The sequence below is a fragment of the Aminobacter sp. Y103A genome, assembly GCF_030294925.1.
Classification (GTDB): Bacteria; Pseudomonadota; Alphaproteobacteria; order Rhizobiales; family Rhizobiaceae; genus Aminobacter; species Aminobacter ciceronei.
Genome location: NZ_AP017986.1, coordinates 2,861,766 through 2,878,869, shown reverse-complemented (window position 1 = coordinate 2,878,869; position 17,104 = coordinate 2,861,766). Strand labels below are relative to the sequence as shown.

Here is a 17,104-nt window from a genome sequence, read left to right as displayed (position 1 = left end):
GTCAGAGCCTCTCGATGATGGTCACGTTGGCCTGGCCGCCGCCTTCGCACATGGTCTGCAGCGCATAGCGGCCGTTGCGGCGCTCGAGTTCGTTCAGCATCGTGGTCATGATGCGCGCGCCGGTGGCGCCGAGCGGATGGCCGAGTGCGATCGCGCCGCCATTGACGTTCACCTTGTCCCGTGGAATGCCAAGGTCCTTGATCCAGGCGAGCGGGACCGAGGCAAAGGCCTCGTTGCACTCGAACAGGTCGATGTCCTCGATCTTCAGGCCGGTCTTCATAAGCGCATGGCGCGTCGCCGGGATCGGCGCTGTCAACATCCAGACCGGGTCGTCGCCGCGCACGCTGATGTGGTGGATGCGGGCGCGCGGCTTGAGGTTGTGGTCCTTCACCGCCTGTTCCGAGGCGATCAGCAGTGCAGCCGCCGCATCGGCGTTCTGGCTGGCGACGCCGGCATGCACGCGACCGCCTTCGACCAGCGTCTTCAACGTCGCCATCCTGTCGAGCGATGTGTCGCGGCGCGGCGTCTCGTCCACGGCGAAGTCGCCGACCGGCACGATCTCATTGGTGAACCGGCCCGCGTCGATGGCGGCAATGGCGCGCTGGTGGCTCTCCAGCGCGAACTGCTCCATCTCGTCGCGGCTGCACTGCCACTTCTCGGCGATCATTTCGGCCGAGCGAAACTGGCTGACCTCCTGGTCGCCGTAGCGGGCGCGCCAGCCCGGCGAGGTGCTGAACGGATCGGGGAAGCCGAACTGCGGCCCGACCAGCATGGCCGACGCCATCGGGATCATGTTCATGTTCTGCACGCCGCCGGCAATCACCAGCTCCTGCGTACCGCTCATCACCGCCTGCGCGGCGAAGTGCACCGCCTGCTGTGCCGAACCGCACTGGCGGTCGACGGTTACACCAGGCACATGGTCGGGCAGACCCGCCACCAGCCAGCAGGTGCGGGCGATGTCGCCGGCCTGCGAGCCGATCGTGTCGGTGCAGCCATAGATGACGTCATCGACCGCGTTCGGGTCGATGCCGGTGCGGGCGATCAGCGCCTTGATCGGCTGGGCACCAAGGTCTGCCGAATGCAGGGCGGCAAGCGAGCCCTTCTTGCGGCCGACCGGCGTACGGACGGCGTCGACGATATAGGCTTCAGGCATATCAGGCCTCTCCGGCAAAGGTGTGTTCGGGTCCGAGCGGACGCGCAAAGACGCGGGCTGCGACGCGCTCGCGATGGAAGGCAGTGCCGCCCCACCAACTGGTCAACGCGATGCCACGCTTGAGGAAGAAGTGAACGTCCACCTCCCAGGAATAACCCATGGCGCCATGCACCTGGATCGAGGTCCGAGCCGCGACGTCGGCGGCATCAGTGCAGGCAAGCTTGGCCTGCGAGATGCGAGCGCGGCTGTAGAGATCGCTCTGCTCGAGCTGGGCGGCTGCCGCATGCAGCACCGGACGAGCGAACTCGATCTTCACCTGGGCGGTCGCGAGGTGATGCTTGACCGCCTGGTAGGAGCCGATCGGCTTGCCGAACTGCTGGCGTTCCTTGGCATAGGCGACACCGAGATCGACGCAGCGCTGGGCTAGACCCTGCATCTGAGCGGCTGCAAACAGCGCGCCACGGTCGAGAGCGGCAGCCAGCGGGACTGCGGCCTCGCTGGCGCCGGCAACCAGCGTTGCGTCGCTCGGCTCGAATTCAACCGTGAACAGCCGGCGGAACGGATCGACACTCGGCTGCGCCACGATCCTTGCCTTGGCGGTTTCGACGAGATGGACAGCACCGTCGCGGACGACGAGTACCGCCTCGGCCGTATCGGCATCGGCGACGAACGAATTGGCCGGATGTGCCACCGTGACGGTTACATCGCCGGCGAGCGCACGCTTGAGCAGCGCGGCCACCCGGGCATTGTCGGAGAAGGCAGCAAGCAGCGGCAACGCCACGCCTGCATTCTCGACCAGCGGCTCCGGCAGCCCGGCGTAGCCGCAAGCCTCGGCGATCTGCACGAAGTCGATGGCCGACAGTCCGAGGCCGCCATTGTCTTCAGCCACCAGGGCACCGGCGAGGCCCATCTCCAAAATCTTGGCCCAGCGGGAAGCGTCGCGGGCAGCGCCCTCGCCCATCAATCGGCGCAGGTCGGCGGGCTGGCAGACGTCAGCGAGCAACTCACGGACGACGTCAGCCGTCATCGTCTGTTCTTCGGAGAAACGGAAATCCATCTTTTCGCCTCCCCTTATGCGCGCGGCAGCCCAAGCATACGCTCGGCGATGATGTTGCGCTGGATCTCGTTCGAGCCGGCATAGATCGGTCCGGCCAGCGAGAAGAAGTAGCCGTCCAGCCAGCGGCCGATGTCGCCCGCCTCGGGCGCCGTACGCAGCAGTTCCGCACGGGCGCCCAGGATCGACAATGCCGCCTTGTGCATGGCGATGTCCATTTCCGACCAGAAGATCTTGTTGGTGCTGGCCTCGGCGCCGATATGGCCGCCTGCGGCAAGCCGCGATGCGGTGGCGTAGATCGACAGCGCATAGGCCTCGGCGTCCATCCAGGACTGCAGCACCGCCGTGCGCACCGTTGGCTCGACCTCGGCCTCATGCGCCTTGTAGAGCTCGACCAGCTTGCGCGCCGCCACCTGGAAGCGCGCCGGGCTGCGCAGCATCAGGCCGCGCTCGAAGCCGGCAGTTGCCATACAGATGTTCCAGCCCTCGCCCTCGCCGCCGAGTCGGTTGAAGGCGGACACGCGGACATCGTCGAGGAAGATTTCGGCAAAGCCGGTCTCGCCGTCGATCTGCGGGATCGCCTGCACCCGCACGCCGGGGGCGTTGAGCGGGAAAAAGATCAGGGACAAGCCCTTATGGCGCTGCGACGCCGGATCGGTGCGGAACAGCCCAAAGGCCCAGTCGGCGAAGACCGCGCGCGACGACCAGATCTTGTGGCCCTTGAGCACATATTCGTCGCCTTCAGGCACGGCGGTCGCGCGCACCGAGGCCAGGTCGGAACCGGCTTGAGGCTCGGACCAGGCTTGCGCCCAGATCTCGTCGCCTGAGGCCATGGAGGTCAGGAAGCGCGCCTTCTGCTCCTCGGTGCCATATTCCATCAGCGTCGGCCCGAGCAGGAAGATGCCGTTCTGGTTGACGCGCAGCGGCGCGCCGGCACGGTAATATTCTTCTTCGAAGATCAGCCACTGGATCAGGTCGAGCCCGCGCCCGCCATAGCTTTCCGGCCAGGTCACCATGCCCCAGCGGCCCTCGTCCAGCACGCGCTCCCATGCGCGATGCGCCTCAAAACCCTCGCGGCTGGCATCGAAGGACGGCAGCGGCTTGCTGGGCACATGCTTTTCGAGCCAGGAGCGCACTTCCTGGCGGAAGGCCTGCTGCTCGTCGGTGTAATCAAGATCCACGCTTGGAAATTCCCGTTGGTCGGCGGCGGGCTCAAGCCTCGCCGGCCTGCTTCTTGTTGGCGGCGGCCATGCTCTTGGCGTCTTGTCCGCCCAGCGTGTTGCCGGTGGTCAGGTCGTTCTGGGCATGGGCGAAATGATGCATGTGATAATGCGCGTCCATGGCGGTGCGCTTTCCGCGCAGGTCCTCGACATGATTGATCGCCTGCTTGGACAGCCAGAGGCCGAGGCGCGGATACTGCGCCAGCTTTTCGGCCATGGCCCGACCGGCGCCTTCCAGTTCGTCGCGGGCAACCACCTTGTTGACCATGCCGAACTGCTCGGCGCGTGACGCCGGCATGCGTTCACCCATCATCAGGAATTCCTTGGCGACGCGCGGCGGCAGCTCGAAGGCATGTGCGAAATACTCGACGCCTGGAATGCCCATGCGCACCACCGGATCCTGGAAGAAGGCATCGTCGGTGGCGACGATGAAGTCGCAGACCCAGGCAAGCATCAACCCGCCGGCGACGCAGGCGCCCTGCACAAGTGCGATCGTCGGCTTGGGGATGTCGCGCCAGCGTCGGCACATGCCGAGATAGACCTCGTGCTCCCTGGTGTAGAGCATTTCGGCAGCCGGCTTGTTGGTGTGGTCGGACCACATCAGGCGACGGTCGAAGGTCTTGTTGACGTCGCGACCCGGCGTGCCGATGTCGTGGCCGGCAGAAAAATGCTTCCCCGCGCCGCGCAGGATGATGACCTTCACCGTGTCGTCGTCGACTGCGCGCTTGAAGGCATCGTCGAGCGCATAGGTCATCTGGGAGTTCTGGGCGTTGTTGAACGTCGGGCGATTCATCGTCACCCAGGCGATCGGTCCCTCGGTTTCGTAGAGGACCGGCTCGCCCGTCTCATAGATGATGTCTGCCGTACGCGGCTCAACCAGATCGCTCATATCAAGGGTTTCCGCTGACAATTCAACTTGGTAGCTCCGGAGAAACTACGTTCCCCGCCAAGGGGTGCAATCGTCCAAAGGGACTAAAGCGCCGGCAACTTTGTGCGCCGCACAATCACTTGCCGCACGATCATTTGCAGATCGTATCGATCTCGGCGAGCTCCGCTGCCGTCAGATTCCACGAGGCAGCCGCTGCATTGGCCACCACCTGCTCGGGACGGGTGGCACCCGCAATTACGCTGGAAACGATCGGCTGGCAGGCCAGCCAGGAAAACGCCAGCTCGAGGATGGTGCGTCCGCGCGCTTCACTGAAGCCGATCAGCTTCTCGACCTTGTCGAGATTGGCGTCGGTCAGGCCGGATTTGAAATAGGCCATGTTCATGCGCGTGTCCTCCGGCAGCGCCTGACCCTTGCGGTATTTGCCGGTCAGGAGGCCGCTCGCCAGCGGGAAATAGGGCAAAAGCGTCATGCCGGTGCGGTGCATCGCCGGGAACAGCTCGGTCTCGGCCGTGCGCGAGATCAGATTGTATTCGGCCTGGGTGGATTGCAGGCTGTGCAGATTGTGATGGCGCGAAGTCCAGCTGGCATCGACCAGCATCCATGCCGGCAGGTTCGAGCAGCCGAGATAGCGGACCTTGCCCTGCTTCACGAGATCGTCGAGCGCCCGCAGCGTCTCCTCGACTGGCGTCTGCGGATCGGGGAAATGGTACTGGTAGAGGTCGATGTAGTCAGTCTTGAGCCGGCGCAGGCTGTCTTCGACAGCATTCATGATGTAGCCGCGCGATCCGTTGTAGCGATTGCTCTTCTCGCGGTTGAGCGGCGAGGCGAACTTGGTCGCCAACACCACATCCTTGCGCCGGTCGCCGAGCACCTCGCCCAAAGTGATCTCCGACCCACCATTGACGCCGTAGGAATCCGAGGTGTCGAGCAGCGTGATGCCGGCATCGAGCGCGGCATGCACCACTTTGCGGGCGCCCTCGGTGTCGAGACTCCTGATCATGCCGCCAAAATTGTTGCAGCCGAGACCGACAACCGAAACCTCAAGGCCCGTGCGGCCGAGAACGCGCTTTTCCATCTCGTCTACTCCATCATCTTCGTTCGCTAACTATCTTATTTAGAAGGCAAACAGCCTAGGCAGCCGCCTTGATAATATCGGCAGCCTTCTCCGCGATCATGACTGTCGCGGCATAGGTGTTGCCGTTGACCAGCACCGGCATGATCGACGCGTCGGCGACACGCAGCCTTTCGACACCACGCACCCGCAGTTGTGGATCGACCACCGAGTCTGTGTCCGCACCCATCCGGCAGGTGCCGGCAGCGTGGTAGTGCGTCACGGCCGTCGCCAAAATGTCCTCGGCGATGTCGTCGAGCGAACGGATCGGCCGCGCCGGCAACAGTTCCTTGGCAAGCACATTGCGCAAAGCCGGCTGGTTGACGATCGCACGCGTCCGGGCGGCTCCCTCCGTCAGAATCTTGAGATCGCGCGGATCAGAGAAATAGTTCGGCGAGATCGCGGCATGCGCCATCGCATCGGCCGACTTGAGTGTGACTTGGCCCCGGCTGTAGGGCGAGCCATGGTTGAGCAACAGCGTGAAGCCATGTTCCCGCGGCAGGATACCAAGCACCCCGGGACCACGGCGGATCACTGTTGCCGGTGCCATGCAGACCTGGATTTCGCTGCTGGGATCGCCCTCGACGGCGTGGAAATAGCCTGATGTTGGAAACAGCCCGCGGCTCAGCACGCCACGACGCTGGAACACATATTGCGCGCCGGCCTTCAATGCCCCCCACGGCTTGACGTGACTGTAGGCGCTGACCGGCTTGGTCGTCGTGTACATCAGCCGGTACATCGGGTGGTTCTGCAGGTTCTGTCCGACCTCGGGGCTGTCTGCGTTTACCTTGATGCCGAGACGCTGCAGGCTGCTCGCGTCGCCCACGCCCGACAGCATCAACAATTGCGGCGAGTTGACTGCGCCACCGCTGAGTATCACTTCCTTGACCGCGCGCGCCACGCGTGGCCGGCCCTCATGGGCAAACACCACTCCGGTGGCGATCCCCGCCTCGATCACCACCCGCTTGACCGGGGCGTTGACGATCAGCGTCAGGTTCGGCCGCTTCAGCGCCGGGTGCAGGAAGGCCGCAGCCGTGCTTGAACGCTTGCCCTTGCCAATGGTCAGGTCGACATGACCGAAGGCTTGGGCCGCGTCCTTGTTGAGGTCGTCGGTCAGCGGCAAGCCTTCGTCGGCCGCCGCATCGAGGAACATGTCGCAGACGGGGGCAGTGCCCTGTCCCTTCGACACCTGCATCGGCCCGCTGCCGCCATGAATGTCGTTGGCGCCGCGCTCGTTGGTCTCGGATTTCTTGAAATAGGGCAGAACATCGTCATAACCCCAACCGTCATTGCCCAGCGCCTTCCAGTTGTCGTAGTCGCGCCGGTGGCCGCGCATGTACATCATGCCGTTGATCGAACTGGAGCCGCCGACGAGCTTGCCCTGGGCCCAATAGAGCTTGCGGCCGCCCAGCGCTTGCACCGGTTCGCTCTCGTAGCTCCAGTTGTAGGCGGGATGCGTGCCGGTCACGACATTGGCGCCCGGAATACGGATCAACATGTCCTTGTCCAGCCCGCCGGCCTCTATGACGGCAACCCGCACATTGGGGTTCTCGGACAGGCGTGCGGCGAGCACGCAGCCGGCCGCACCTGCGCCCACGACGACATAGTCGAATTCGAGGTCGCTGAACGTCACGTCCTTGCCCTGAAGTCTCGCCGCGCTACGCCCTTGGGCCACGGCAGGCGCGCGTGCTCCTGGGCAAGCCTTGTCAGCGGATCGGCCACGGCAGCCTCGACGATCCTGGCTGCCTTGCGCAGGCGCAGGTCGACATGGATCGACAGGCCTTCGACCGTCGCGGCGCGGTAATTTTGGTCGACATTCCACAATTCGTGGAAGTGGTGGACGCGCTTCAGGTCGGTCCACAGCACGACGCTGCGGGCTTCCAGCTTTGCATCCGGCATCAGTTCCCGTTCGTAGCGAACGCTTTTTTCCAGCCGAAAGAAGCTGTAGCTGGTGCGCCTGATGTAGTCGTCATGGATACCGAAGACCTCGAACAGATCGCTTTCGGCGATATCGAACACGTGGTCGTACCAGGACACGTTCATGTGCCGGTTGACGTCGAGCCAGCGCGGCTCGACCTGCCCCCGGAAACTGATATAGGCGCGCGGCCCGTTTTCAGGGTCTCCGGCATTCGCGCCCGAAACTTGGTCCCCGACCGCGCCCTCGTCGTTCATCAGCCCTTACTCCGCCGCGACAGCCGGAGCGTTCAGCTTCTCGTCCAGTTCGGAGGCGAGGCACGAAAACTTCACCTGGCCGCGCTCGATGATCATGGCGCGGTCGGCATAGGGGGCGGTAACAGCCAGATGCTGCTCGACGATGACAACCGCCGTGCCGGTCTGCGCCCAGCGACGCAGGAAGGCGAGGATCGGTGGCAGCAGCGCCTGGGCAAGGCCCATCGATGGCTCGTCGCAGAGCAGCACCTTGGGCTGGGCGATGAAGGCTTGGCCGAGCGCCAGCATCTGCTGCTGACCGCCTGAGAGATCGCGGGCGTAGAGTTTCTGCTTTTCCTTCAAGATCGGGAAGACCGAGTAGATCTCCTCGACCGCGTTGTTGAAGCCGGCACGGTCGCCACGCCGGGCGGCGGCGCCCATGCGCAGATTGTCGAACACACTGAGCTCGGGAAACACACGGTGCCCGTCAAGCACAAGGCGCAGGCCCGACTGCGCCACCTTCTCTGGCGCGATCCCGCCGATCGCCTTGCCGTCGAGCAGGATCTCGCCGCTGTCGGGTTTGTTGAAGCCGGCGATCGCCCGCATCAGCGTCGACTTGCCGGCGCCATTCTCGCCGCCGATGAGCAGGATCTCGCCCGCCTTTGCGGTCAGCGACACATCGCGCAGCACCGGGATGGTGCCATAGCCTGCAACCAGATTCTTGACCTCAAGCATGGCGCGACCCCACGAACATATGCTGCACAGCCGGGTCCTTGGCGACTACGTCCGGCTTGCCTGAAGAAACCACTCGGCCCTGTTCCAGCACAGTGATGGTGTCGGCAATACCCCACACCAGGTCGAGATCGTGCTCGACCAGGATAACTGTCTTGCCCATCTGGCGGCTCAGGAACTTGACGAGATTGGCGAAGTTGGTGCGCTCACTCTGCGACAGGCCGGCAGCCGGCTCGTCGAACAAGACGATGGTTGCTTCCTTGAGCACCGTGCGCATTACCTCCACCAGGCGGCGCTGGCCATGCGACAGGAGCGTGGCACTGTCCTGCCCAAAGCTCTTCTCCATTGCCTTGGCGAGCGCGGTGATGTCAGCGCTGGCAGGGCCGACGCGGGCATCGATGCCGATCTTCAAGTTGTCCCACAGCGACATCTGGCTGAAGATGCGCGGCGCCTGGAAGGTGCGGCCGAGGCTCATATTGGCGATGCGGTCGGCCGCCATGTTGGTCGCGTCTACCCCGTTGATCATGAAGGAGCCGGTGTTCAGGCGCGACAGACCGCTCAGCACGTTGAGCAGGCTGGTTTTGCCCGAGCCGTTGGCGCCGATCAGTCCGTGCACCTCACCCTTGCGAACCTTGAGGTCGACAGCACTGACAGCCACCACCTCGCCGAACTTCTTGGTGCCGTTGCGCACCTCGACGGCGATCTCCTCGCTCGGCTCGCGGACCGTCTTGCCGGCCTGCAGGTCGGCGAGAAAACCGTCGATGCGGAAGGCCTGCTCGCCACCGCCGGTCTGCTTGCGCTTGGCGCGCAGGCGCTCGACCGAGCCGACGATGCCATCGGGGAAAGCCATGACCGCAACAAGCGTCAGGCAGCCATACATCAAGAGGCGATACTCGACGAAACCGGCCAAGAGGATGTTCGGCAGGATGTAGACGATCCAGATGCCGATGATCGGACCGAGCATCTGTCCGCGACCGCCGACAACGACCGCGAAGAAGAACACGAAAGACAGCTCGATGTTGAAGCCCTGCGGGCTGACGAAAGCTACCGTCGGCAAGTAGAGGATACCGCAGATACCGGTCCCGATCGACGCGACGATGAAGGCGGTGAAGCGCATCACTCCCGGCTTGATGCCCAGGGAACGCGCCGCTTCCGGGCTCAGCGCCGCCACGAACATCATACGGCCGAGCTTCGAGCGCCGAATGCCGTAATGGACGAACAGCGCGATCATCGGGAACACCGCAACCGCGATCGCCAGCGGCGACATGCTCCCCACGATCGGATTGGTCAGCGCCGGTACGGTGACGCTGATACCGTTGATGCCGTTGGTCCACTTGTCGAGCGTCACCAGAAGCTGCGGGAAAACGATCGCGGCACTCATGGTTACGAAGCCGAGGTGGAAGCCTTGTACACGCAACGCCGGCAGGGCAAACAGCAGGCCGCCAAGCATGGCAGCGACGATGCCACCCATCGCGGCGGCGGCAAACGACCAGCCATGCAGGCCGAACAGGATCGCAGCGACATAGGCGGCAAGTCCGAGGATGGCGCCCTGGCCGAACGACTTCTGGCCAGCATCGACGAACAGCATGTTCTGGAAGATGGCTGCTGCGATGTAGATGTTCACCAGCTGGAACGTGTGGATCCAGTAGGAATTGCCGGCGATCACCGGGCCGAAGCCGGTGATCGCGATCAGCGCCACGCCGATCCAGACCTGCGTCAGGTCGGAGTTGAAGCGGCCTTTCGGCTTGGTTTCAGCCATGGAAACGGGTCCGGTTTGTACGTTCGCGGTCGCCTGCATGATCACACCCGCCTTGCGCCGACGCGCCCGAACAGGCCTTGCGGCCGGAACATCAGGATCAGCACCAGAACCAGCAACGATGCGAGGTCCTGATAGGCACCACCGACCTTGTAGGCGGTCAGCATCGCCACCACGCCCACCAGAGGTCCACCGATCAGCGTGCCGGCGTTGGAACCGATGCCGCCGACGACGGCGGCGACGAAGCCGTTGAGCACATATTTCAGGCCGGCGTCAGGGCTGACCGAGATCACAGGAGCAACGAGGAAGCCGACGGTGCCGACCATCAGGCCGCTGATTGCAAAGGAGATGAGCTGCAGCCGGCGCACCGGCAGGCCGGCAGCACGCGCGGCGTCGAAATCCTGCGACAGCGCGCTGATGGCGAGACCGATGAAAGTGCGGCGCAGGAAGTAGCGCAACGCGAAAAACCAGAAGATCATCGCACCGATCGCCAAGGCATAGGCACCCGGCGTGCGGGTCCCGAAGATGCGGAAGCTCGGCACGACGCTCTGGACGGAATAGGCGAACGGCCCCTGTGTGATCATCAGCAACGCCGCCACGATCACCGAGACCGACACCGTCGAAATCAGCCAGCTGTCCTGCTCGACCGAGGAGCGCAGCGGCAAAAGCGTGATGTAGCCCTGGACGGCGACGACGGCGGCGATGCCCAAGCCAGTCAGCAGCAGCATCAGACTCCACTGGCCAAGCCCGACCTGGTTGGCCAGGAAATAGGCGGCGAAGCCGCCGAGGATGAACATGTTGCCTTGGGCGAAGTTGAAGATGTTGGTCGCGCCATGGACGATATTGAAGCTCATCGCGATGGTGGCAAAGATCGACCCGATGGCGATCCCGCGTATCACGATGATCAGTATTTCGCTGAGCATAAGCTCGCCTCCCTGACCTCACTTATGAACCCGCCCTGCCTGCACCGCGGGCAAGCCCGGAACGCTGACGAGGAAGGCGTATTTTGAGGTCAGCTTATGCGTGCCAGCGACGCCCGCAACATCGTTCGAACGGACTAACGACAATTGCAGGAAAACGGAGCGGTCGGTCGCCCCGTGCAAGGTTCGGACGCGGTTGTTCAGACGCCGACTTTGTCGTCGTCGTCCATGGCCGCCCCCCCTTGGGCGCTAATGGTCAGGAAAAGCAGTCCCGTGCCGTGTCGAACGAAATTTTCGCCGCCTCATTCCGGCCGAGAGCCGCGAGTTCGGGCGAAATCACCTCGACGCTGAACGGCGCGGCAACGCCCATATCATCCAGCGTCGCAGCGAAGGCGGAAAGATCGAATGCGCCCTGCCCGCACAGGCTGCGGTTCATGGTCTCGGCCGAGCGCTGGCCGACCGGCACCTTGCCGGCATCGTTCACCTGCACGCACAGGATCCTGTTCGCGGCAATCCGCCTCAGATCCGCCAACGGCACGCCGGCGCGGAAAACATGCCACGAATCGATGACCAGCCCGGCATTGGGAATGTCGCCGATGATCGCCAGCGCCGTGTCTACGTCACGCACATTGCCCCAGGCCACCAGTTCCAGCGCGATCGAAAGCCCATGTTCGACCGCCCGGCCGCAGAGGTCGCGGAATTTCCGCTGCATGGTCTCGAGCGATATGCCACGTTCGCCAAGATCGGGTCCGACATTGATGACCTTGGCGCCGAACGCGGCCGCCGCCCGGAACGCCGTCTCTTCGTTGCGGCGGGAGATGAGGCCCGCCTCGCCGTCCATGAACCAGTCGGTCAGGAACTCGACCGACACATGCTTCATGCCATGTGCATCGAGAATGGCGCGAAGCTCGCCATCGCCAAACCCACGCGCCCGCTGCTCGGCATAGTCGCGGAAATGCAGGCACATGCCGGTGTAGCCGGCCGCAGCACACGCCTCCACACGCTCGGCAAAGCCATGGCGCGAGGCAACGGGGTTGCCTGGCATGACGCCGCTTATCGTGTGCGAGCTGCAGACATATTCGCGCGTCTTCATTGGTCATCCCGGGGCTGGCTGCAATCGGCCCAAAATGTCCTCGCGGCATCAGGCATACAGGTCCAATCGGACTAGGCGCCAGCTGCATGCGACGCCTGAAACGAAAAACCCCCGGCATAACCGGGGGTTCCTTGAACCGCGAGGCGTCTCGCAGCCGATATCGATCCGCTTACTGCGGCAGCTTGTCGTCCACGCCCTTGACGTAGAAGTTCATGCCGAGCAGCACGCCGTCCTCGGCCACTTCGCCAGCCTTCAACCATTCCGAACCGTCCTGTTTGGCGATCGGGCCCGTGAAGGGGTTGAACGAGCCGGACTTGATCTTGGCGGTGGTCTCTTCGGCCAGCGCCTTCACGTCGTCGGGCATGTTGGTGAAGGGCGCCATCACGACGTGGCCTTCCTTCATGCCGCCCCAGACGTCCTGCTGCTTCCAGCTGCCGTCGATCACGGCCTTGACCCGCTCGATGTAGTATGGGCCCCAATCATCGACGATCGAGGTCAGCTGGGTCTTTTCGCCGAACTTGATCATGTCCGAAGCCTGGCCGAAGGCCTTGATGCCGCGCTCGGTCGCAACCTGCATCGGGGCGGTCGAGTCGGTGTGCTGGGTGATGATGTCGACGCCCTGGTCGATCAGCGCCTTGGCGGCGTCGGCTTCCTTGCCCGGGTCGAACCAGGTGTTGGCCCACACCACCTTGACCTTGAAGTCGGGGTTGACCGACTGCGCACCGAGCACGAAAGCGTTGATGCCCATCACCACTTCCGGGATCGGGAAGGACGCGATGTAGCCGGCAACGCCTGCCTTCGACAGCTTGGCGGCGATCACACCCTGCACATAGCGGCCTTCATAGAAGCGCGAGTTGTAGGTCGCGACGTTGGGATGCTCGCGCTTGTAGCCGGTGGCGTGCTCGAACTTCACATCCGGGAACTTGCCGGCAACCTTGTTGGTCGGATCCATATAGCCGAACGACGTCGTGAAGACGATGTTGCAACCCGAGCGCGCGAAGCGCTCAATGGCGCGCTCAGCGTCGGCACCTTCCGGCACGCTTTCGAGATAGGCAGTCTCGACCTGGTCGCCGAGCGCCTTCTTCATCTCCTCCAGGCCCTGGTGGTGCTGGTACGACCAGCCGAAATCGCCGATCGGGCCGACATAGATAAAGCAGGCCTTGGTTGCTGCTTGCGCAGCCATGGTTCCGAAAGACATCACGGCAGCCGCCGCGGCGAACGACAATATTGTCTTCTTCATACTCTTGTTCCTCTAGTGGTTGCCCGGGGCACTATCCCATCCTTTTATAGTCCCTGTACATGGTTCGGACCGGAAGTCACCGGAACGACTTCCGAATCGTCGCCATGATCTTAGCGATCTGGCACAAACGGCCGCCCCAATGAAGCCGGAGTGTTCACCATCGTGAGCCGCCTGTTGCGCGAAATGAGCACAAGCACCACGACGGTTGCCAGATAGGGTAGCGAAGAGAGCAGTTGCGACGGCACGCCGACACCCAGGGCCTGGGCATGCAACTGGCCGATCGAGACCGCTCCGAAGAGATAGGCGCCCGCAAGCACGCGCCACGGCCGCCAGGACGCGAACACCACCAGCGCCAAGGCAATCCAGCCCCGGCCGGCGGTCATGTTTTCGATCCACTGCGGCGTGTAGACGAGGGACAGGTAGGCGCCGGCGAGTCCCGCACAGGCGCCGCCGAACATGACCGCGAGATAGCGGATGCCGATGACCTTGATGCCAAGCGCGTGCGCCGAGGTGTGGTTGTCGCCGATCGACCGCAGCGTCAGGCCGGCGCGCGAGCGAAACAGGAACCAGGCGACGCCCGCCGTCAGCAGAATCGACACGTAAAAGAGCGGATCCTGACCGAAGAACAGCCTGCCGATATAGGGAACATCGGTGAGATAGGGGATGTAGAGATAGCTCATCTTGATGCCCGGCAGGCCGACGAAACCTTCGCCGAGCATACCTGAGAGACCGAGCCCGAGCAGCGTCAGGGCCAGGCCGGTCGCCACCTGGTTGGTCACCAGTGTCAATGTCAGGAAACCGAACAGCAGTGAAAACAGCATGCCGACGATGATGGCGGCGAGCACGCCGAGCCATGGACACTCAGTGGCGAGCGCCACGCCGAAGCCGGTCACCGCCCCCATCACCATCATGCCCTCGACGCCGAGATTGAGCACGCCGGAGCGCTCGACCACCACTTCGCCGACGGCTGCGATCAAGAGCGGGGTTGCCGCCGTCGCAATCGTTATCAGGATATCTTCAAACATTTTGCCTGGCCTCCACGGTCTTTGCAGCGGAGGCGCCGACAAAGCGGATGCGATAGAGAATGAGCGTGTCGCAGGCGAGCACGAAGAACAGCAGCATACCCTGGAAGGCACGCACCACCTTGTCCGACACGCCGATCGAGATCTGCGCTGCCTCGCCGCCGAGATAGGACAGCGCCAGCACCAGACCCGCGGCGATGATGCCGAGCGGGTTCAGGCGTCCTAGGAAGGCGACGATGATCGCGGCAAAGCCGTAACCGGGTGAAATCGTCGGCCTGAGCTGGCCGATAGCGCCCGAGACTTCGGAAATGCCGGCAAGGCCGGCGAGCCCGCCCGACACCAGGAAGGCAAAGAACACCATGCGCGACTGTGAGAAGCCTGCGAACTTGCCGGCGCGCGGGCTTTGCCCAAGCACCTGCACCTCGAAACCTCGAAGCGTTCGCGACAGCATGAACCACAGCGCAACCGCCGCGACGATGGCAAAGACAAAACCCCAGTTGGCACGGCCGGATGCCGACCAGATCTCGGGCAGCACGGCACTCGGACTGAAGGTGCGCGTCTCCGGAAAGTTCATGCCCGCCGGGTTGCGCCAAGGGCCGCGGACCATCCAGTCGAGGAACAGCTGTGCGACGTAGACCAGCATCAGGCTGGTGAGGATCTCGTTGGTGTTGAAGCGCACCTTGAGATAGGCCGGAATAGCGCCATAGGCGGCACCGCCGGCGACACCCATCAACAGCATCAGCGGCAGCACGATCCACGACTGGAAATCGGGGAACATGACCGGCAGGATCGAGCCTGTGATGGCGCCGATGATGAACTGGCCCTCGGCGCCGATGTTCCAGTTGTTGGAGAGGTAGCAGATCGACAGACCAACCGCGATCAGGATCAGCGGTGCAGCCTTGACCGCCAGCTCATGCAGCGACCAGACCTCACGCAGCGGATCGATGAAGTAATAATAGAGCGCTTCGACCGGGCTCTTGCCGAGCAGCGAGAACATGATCGCGCCGGCGATCAGCGTCAGCCCGAGCGCGATGAAGGGTGAAAGTGCCGCGAACAACTTGGAGCGTTCGGGACGCTTGACGAGTTCGATACGCATCACGCCACCTCCTTCGCAGGGTCGAGGTGACCTGGTTCGGCGCCGCCCATCAACAGGCCGATACGCTCGAGTGTGGCCTCGGCGATCGGGATCGGCTTGGACAGCTCGCCATTGTGCATGACAGCGATGGCATCGGAGATTTCAAACAGCTCGTCGAGATCCTGGCTGATCACCAGCACCGCCGAACCATTGCGGGCGAGTTCGATCAGTGCCTGGCGGATGCGCGCCGCAGCACCGGCATCGACGCCCCAGGTCGGCTGGTTGACCACCATCACCGACGGATTGCGATCGAGCTCGCGGCCGATGATGAATTTCTGCAGGTTGCCGCCCGAAAGGGCTGCGGCCTCCGGATCGGGCGCGCTCTTGCGCACGTCCATAACCTCGATGATGCGCTGTGCCGCCTTCTGGATAGCACCAGACTTGACCATTCCGCCGGTACCGACAAACGCCTTGCCGTCCGTGCTGTGGCGCGACAGCAAAAGATTGTCAGACAGCCGCAGGCGCGGCGCAGCACCATGACCGAGGCGCTCCTCCGGGACAAAAGCCGCCCCCAGAAGACGCCGCGCCGAAATGCCCATGCGCCCGGCCGACTTGCCGCGAATGCGGACGGCGTCTGCGCTTTCCTGCAGCGCCTCGCCCGAAATCGCCTCGAACAGTTCTCCCTGGCCGTTGCCCGCGACACCGGCAATGCCGATGACCTCACCGCCGGCGACGCTCAGCCAGATGTTCTTGAGCGGCATCGAGAACGGCCCGGCTGGCTTGCGGCTCATGCCGCAGATGCTGAGCAGTTCCTCGCCACGCACCGATGCCGTGGTGCGCTCGGCGTTCTTGACCTCGGTGCCGACCATCATGCGAGCCAGCGAGGACGGTGTTTCGACCCGGGGATTGCAGTGGCCCACAACCTTGCCGTGCCGCATGATCGTGGCGCTGTCGCAAAGCCGGCGGACTTCATCGAGCCGGTGTGAGATGTAGAGGATCGACTTGCCCTCGGCGCGCAGGCGCTCCAGCGTCTCGAACAGCTTGTCGGCTTCCTGTGGCGTCAGCACCGAAGTCGGCTCGTCGAGAATGATCAGGTCTGGTGTCTGCAGCAGGCAGCGGATGATCTCGATGCGCTGGCGCTCACCGACCGAGAGATCACCGACAAGCGAGTCCGGATCAAGCGGCAGGCCGTAGCTGTAGGACAGCGCACGCGCTTTGGCAGCAATGGTGCTGATCGGCGTGTCGTCGGCCAGCGACAGCGCGATGTTCTCGGCGGCCGTCAGCGCCTCGAACAGCGAAAAATGCTGGAAAACCATGCCGATGCCGAGTTTCTTGGCGACGCCTGGGCTGGTGATCCTGACAGGCTGTCCGTTCCAGGCAATTTCGCCGGCATTGGGCTCGAGCGAGCCGAACAGCATCTTTACCAGTGTCGACTTGCCGGCGCCGTTTTCACCGAGCAGGGCATGGATTTCGCCCTTGGCGATGGTCAAGTCGACCTGGTCGCACGCCTTCAACGTGCCGAATACCTTCGTCAGGCCGCGAACCTCAAGCAGGTTCCGACCATTGGCTAAAGGGGTTGTGTCCACAACGCCTCCCATGTCAGTTCTTTTTTATGTTCCCGGGAGCATGGTAGGCGCGTCCTGCTCCCGGCGCAAAGCATGTCAGAAGTTGAAAGAGCTTCAAGAATTCCA

The 17,104-nt window shown here is 63.6% G+C and carries 15 protein-coding genes; all 15 read right to left on the bottom strand.

Features of this window, described 5'->3' with window-relative positions:
• Position 1 precedes the first annotated feature (1 nt).
• Positions 2 to 1,153 carry an acetyl-CoA C-acetyltransferase gene (locus Amn_RS14070; protein WP_286288306.1) on the bottom strand — a complete coding sequence of 384 codons (1,152 nt, stop codon included), beginning with the start codon at positions 1,151 to 1,153 and terminating at the stop codon, positions 2 to 4.
• A 1-nt stretch (position 1,154) separates the two neighbouring features.
• Complete coding sequence (locus tag Amn_RS14065) at positions 1,155 to 2,210, bottom strand: acyl-CoA dehydrogenase family protein (protein WP_067962168.1); 1,056 nt, start codon at positions 2,208 to 2,210, stop codon at positions 1,155 to 1,157.
• Positions 2,211 to 2,224: 14 nt separating this feature from the next.
• Positions 2,225 to 3,388: an acyl-CoA dehydrogenase family protein gene (locus tag Amn_RS14060; RefSeq protein ID WP_286288301.1), complete on the bottom strand. Its 1,164-nt coding sequence runs from the start codon at positions 3,386 to 3,388 to the stop codon at positions 2,225 to 2,227.
• Positions 3,389 to 3,419: 31 nt separating this feature from the next.
• Positions 3,420 to 4,316 (bottom strand): enoyl-CoA hydratase, encoded by an 897-nt coding sequence (locus Amn_RS14055; protein WP_286288300.1) that lies wholly within the window; start codon positions 4,314 to 4,316, stop codon positions 3,420 to 3,422.
• Between the two features lie 130 nt (positions 4,317 to 4,446).
• Positions 4,447 to 5,391: an aldo/keto reductase gene (locus Amn_RS14050; RefSeq protein ID WP_182574181.1), complete on the bottom strand. Its 945-nt coding sequence runs from the start codon at positions 5,389 to 5,391 to the stop codon at positions 4,447 to 4,449.
• Positions 5,392 to 5,446: 55 nt separating this feature from the next.
• The gene (locus tag Amn_RS14045; protein WP_286288297.1) at positions 5,447 to 7,060 is read right to left on the bottom strand and encodes a GMC family oxidoreductase; all 1,614 of its coding nucleotides are present in this window, start codon (positions 7,058 to 7,060) and stop codon (positions 5,447 to 5,449) included.
• Positions 7,057 to 7,599: a thioesterase family protein gene (locus Amn_RS14040; protein WP_286288295.1), complete on the bottom strand. Its 543-nt coding sequence runs from the start codon at positions 7,597 to 7,599 to the stop codon at positions 7,057 to 7,059. Before Amn_RS14040 ends, Amn_RS14045 begins: the two co-directional genes overlap by 4 nt.
• A 6-nt stretch (positions 7,600 to 7,605) precedes the next feature.
• Positions 7,606 to 8,310 carry an ABC transporter ATP-binding protein gene (locus tag Amn_RS14035; protein WP_067962177.1) on the bottom strand — a complete coding sequence of 235 codons (705 nt, stop codon included), beginning with the start codon at positions 8,308 to 8,310 and terminating at the stop codon, positions 7,606 to 7,608.
• Positions 8,303 to 10,066, bottom strand: a complete 1,764-nt coding sequence (locus Amn_RS14030; RefSeq protein WP_192316538.1) for a branched-chain amino acid ABC transporter ATP-binding protein/permease — start codon at positions 10,064 to 10,066, stop codon at positions 8,303 to 8,305. The genes Amn_RS14035 and Amn_RS14030 overlap by 8 nt, the downstream gene beginning before the upstream one ends.
• Positions 10,067 to 10,107: 41 nt before the next feature.
• Positions 10,108 to 10,986, bottom strand: a complete 879-nt coding sequence (locus Amn_RS14025; RefSeq protein WP_192316540.1) for a branched-chain amino acid ABC transporter permease — start codon at positions 10,984 to 10,986, stop codon at positions 10,108 to 10,110.
• A 253-nt stretch (positions 10,987 to 11,239) separates the two neighbouring features.
• The gene (locus Amn_RS14020; RefSeq protein WP_192316542.1) at positions 11,240 to 12,076 is read right to left on the bottom strand and encodes a sugar phosphate isomerase/epimerase family protein; all 837 of its coding nucleotides are present in this window, start codon (positions 12,074 to 12,076) and stop codon (positions 11,240 to 11,242) included.
• A 169-nt stretch (positions 12,077 to 12,245) separates the two neighbouring features.
• Positions 12,246 to 13,316: a BMP family ABC transporter substrate-binding protein gene (locus tag Amn_RS14015; protein WP_067962182.1), complete on the bottom strand. Its 1,071-nt coding sequence runs from the start codon at positions 13,314 to 13,316 to the stop codon at positions 12,246 to 12,248.
• 110 nt (positions 13,317 to 13,426) lie between these two features.
• On the bottom strand, positions 13,427 to 14,341 hold the full coding sequence (locus Amn_RS14010; RefSeq protein WP_286288282.1) for an ABC transporter permease: 915 nt from the start codon (positions 14,339 to 14,341) through the stop codon (positions 13,427 to 13,429).
• On the bottom strand, positions 14,334 to 15,434 hold the full coding sequence (locus Amn_RS14005) for an ABC transporter permease (protein ID WP_182574188.1): 1,101 nt from the start codon (positions 15,432 to 15,434) through the stop codon (positions 14,334 to 14,336). Before Amn_RS14005 ends, Amn_RS14010 begins: the two co-directional genes overlap by 8 nt.
• Positions 15,434 to 17,011, bottom strand: coding sequence for an ABC transporter ATP-binding protein (locus Amn_RS14000; protein ID WP_182574189.1), 1,578 nt, complete (start codon positions 17,009 to 17,011; stop codon positions 15,434 to 15,436). Before Amn_RS14000 ends, Amn_RS14005 begins: the two co-directional genes overlap by 1 nt.
• Positions 17,012 to 17,104: the final 93 nt, after the last annotated feature.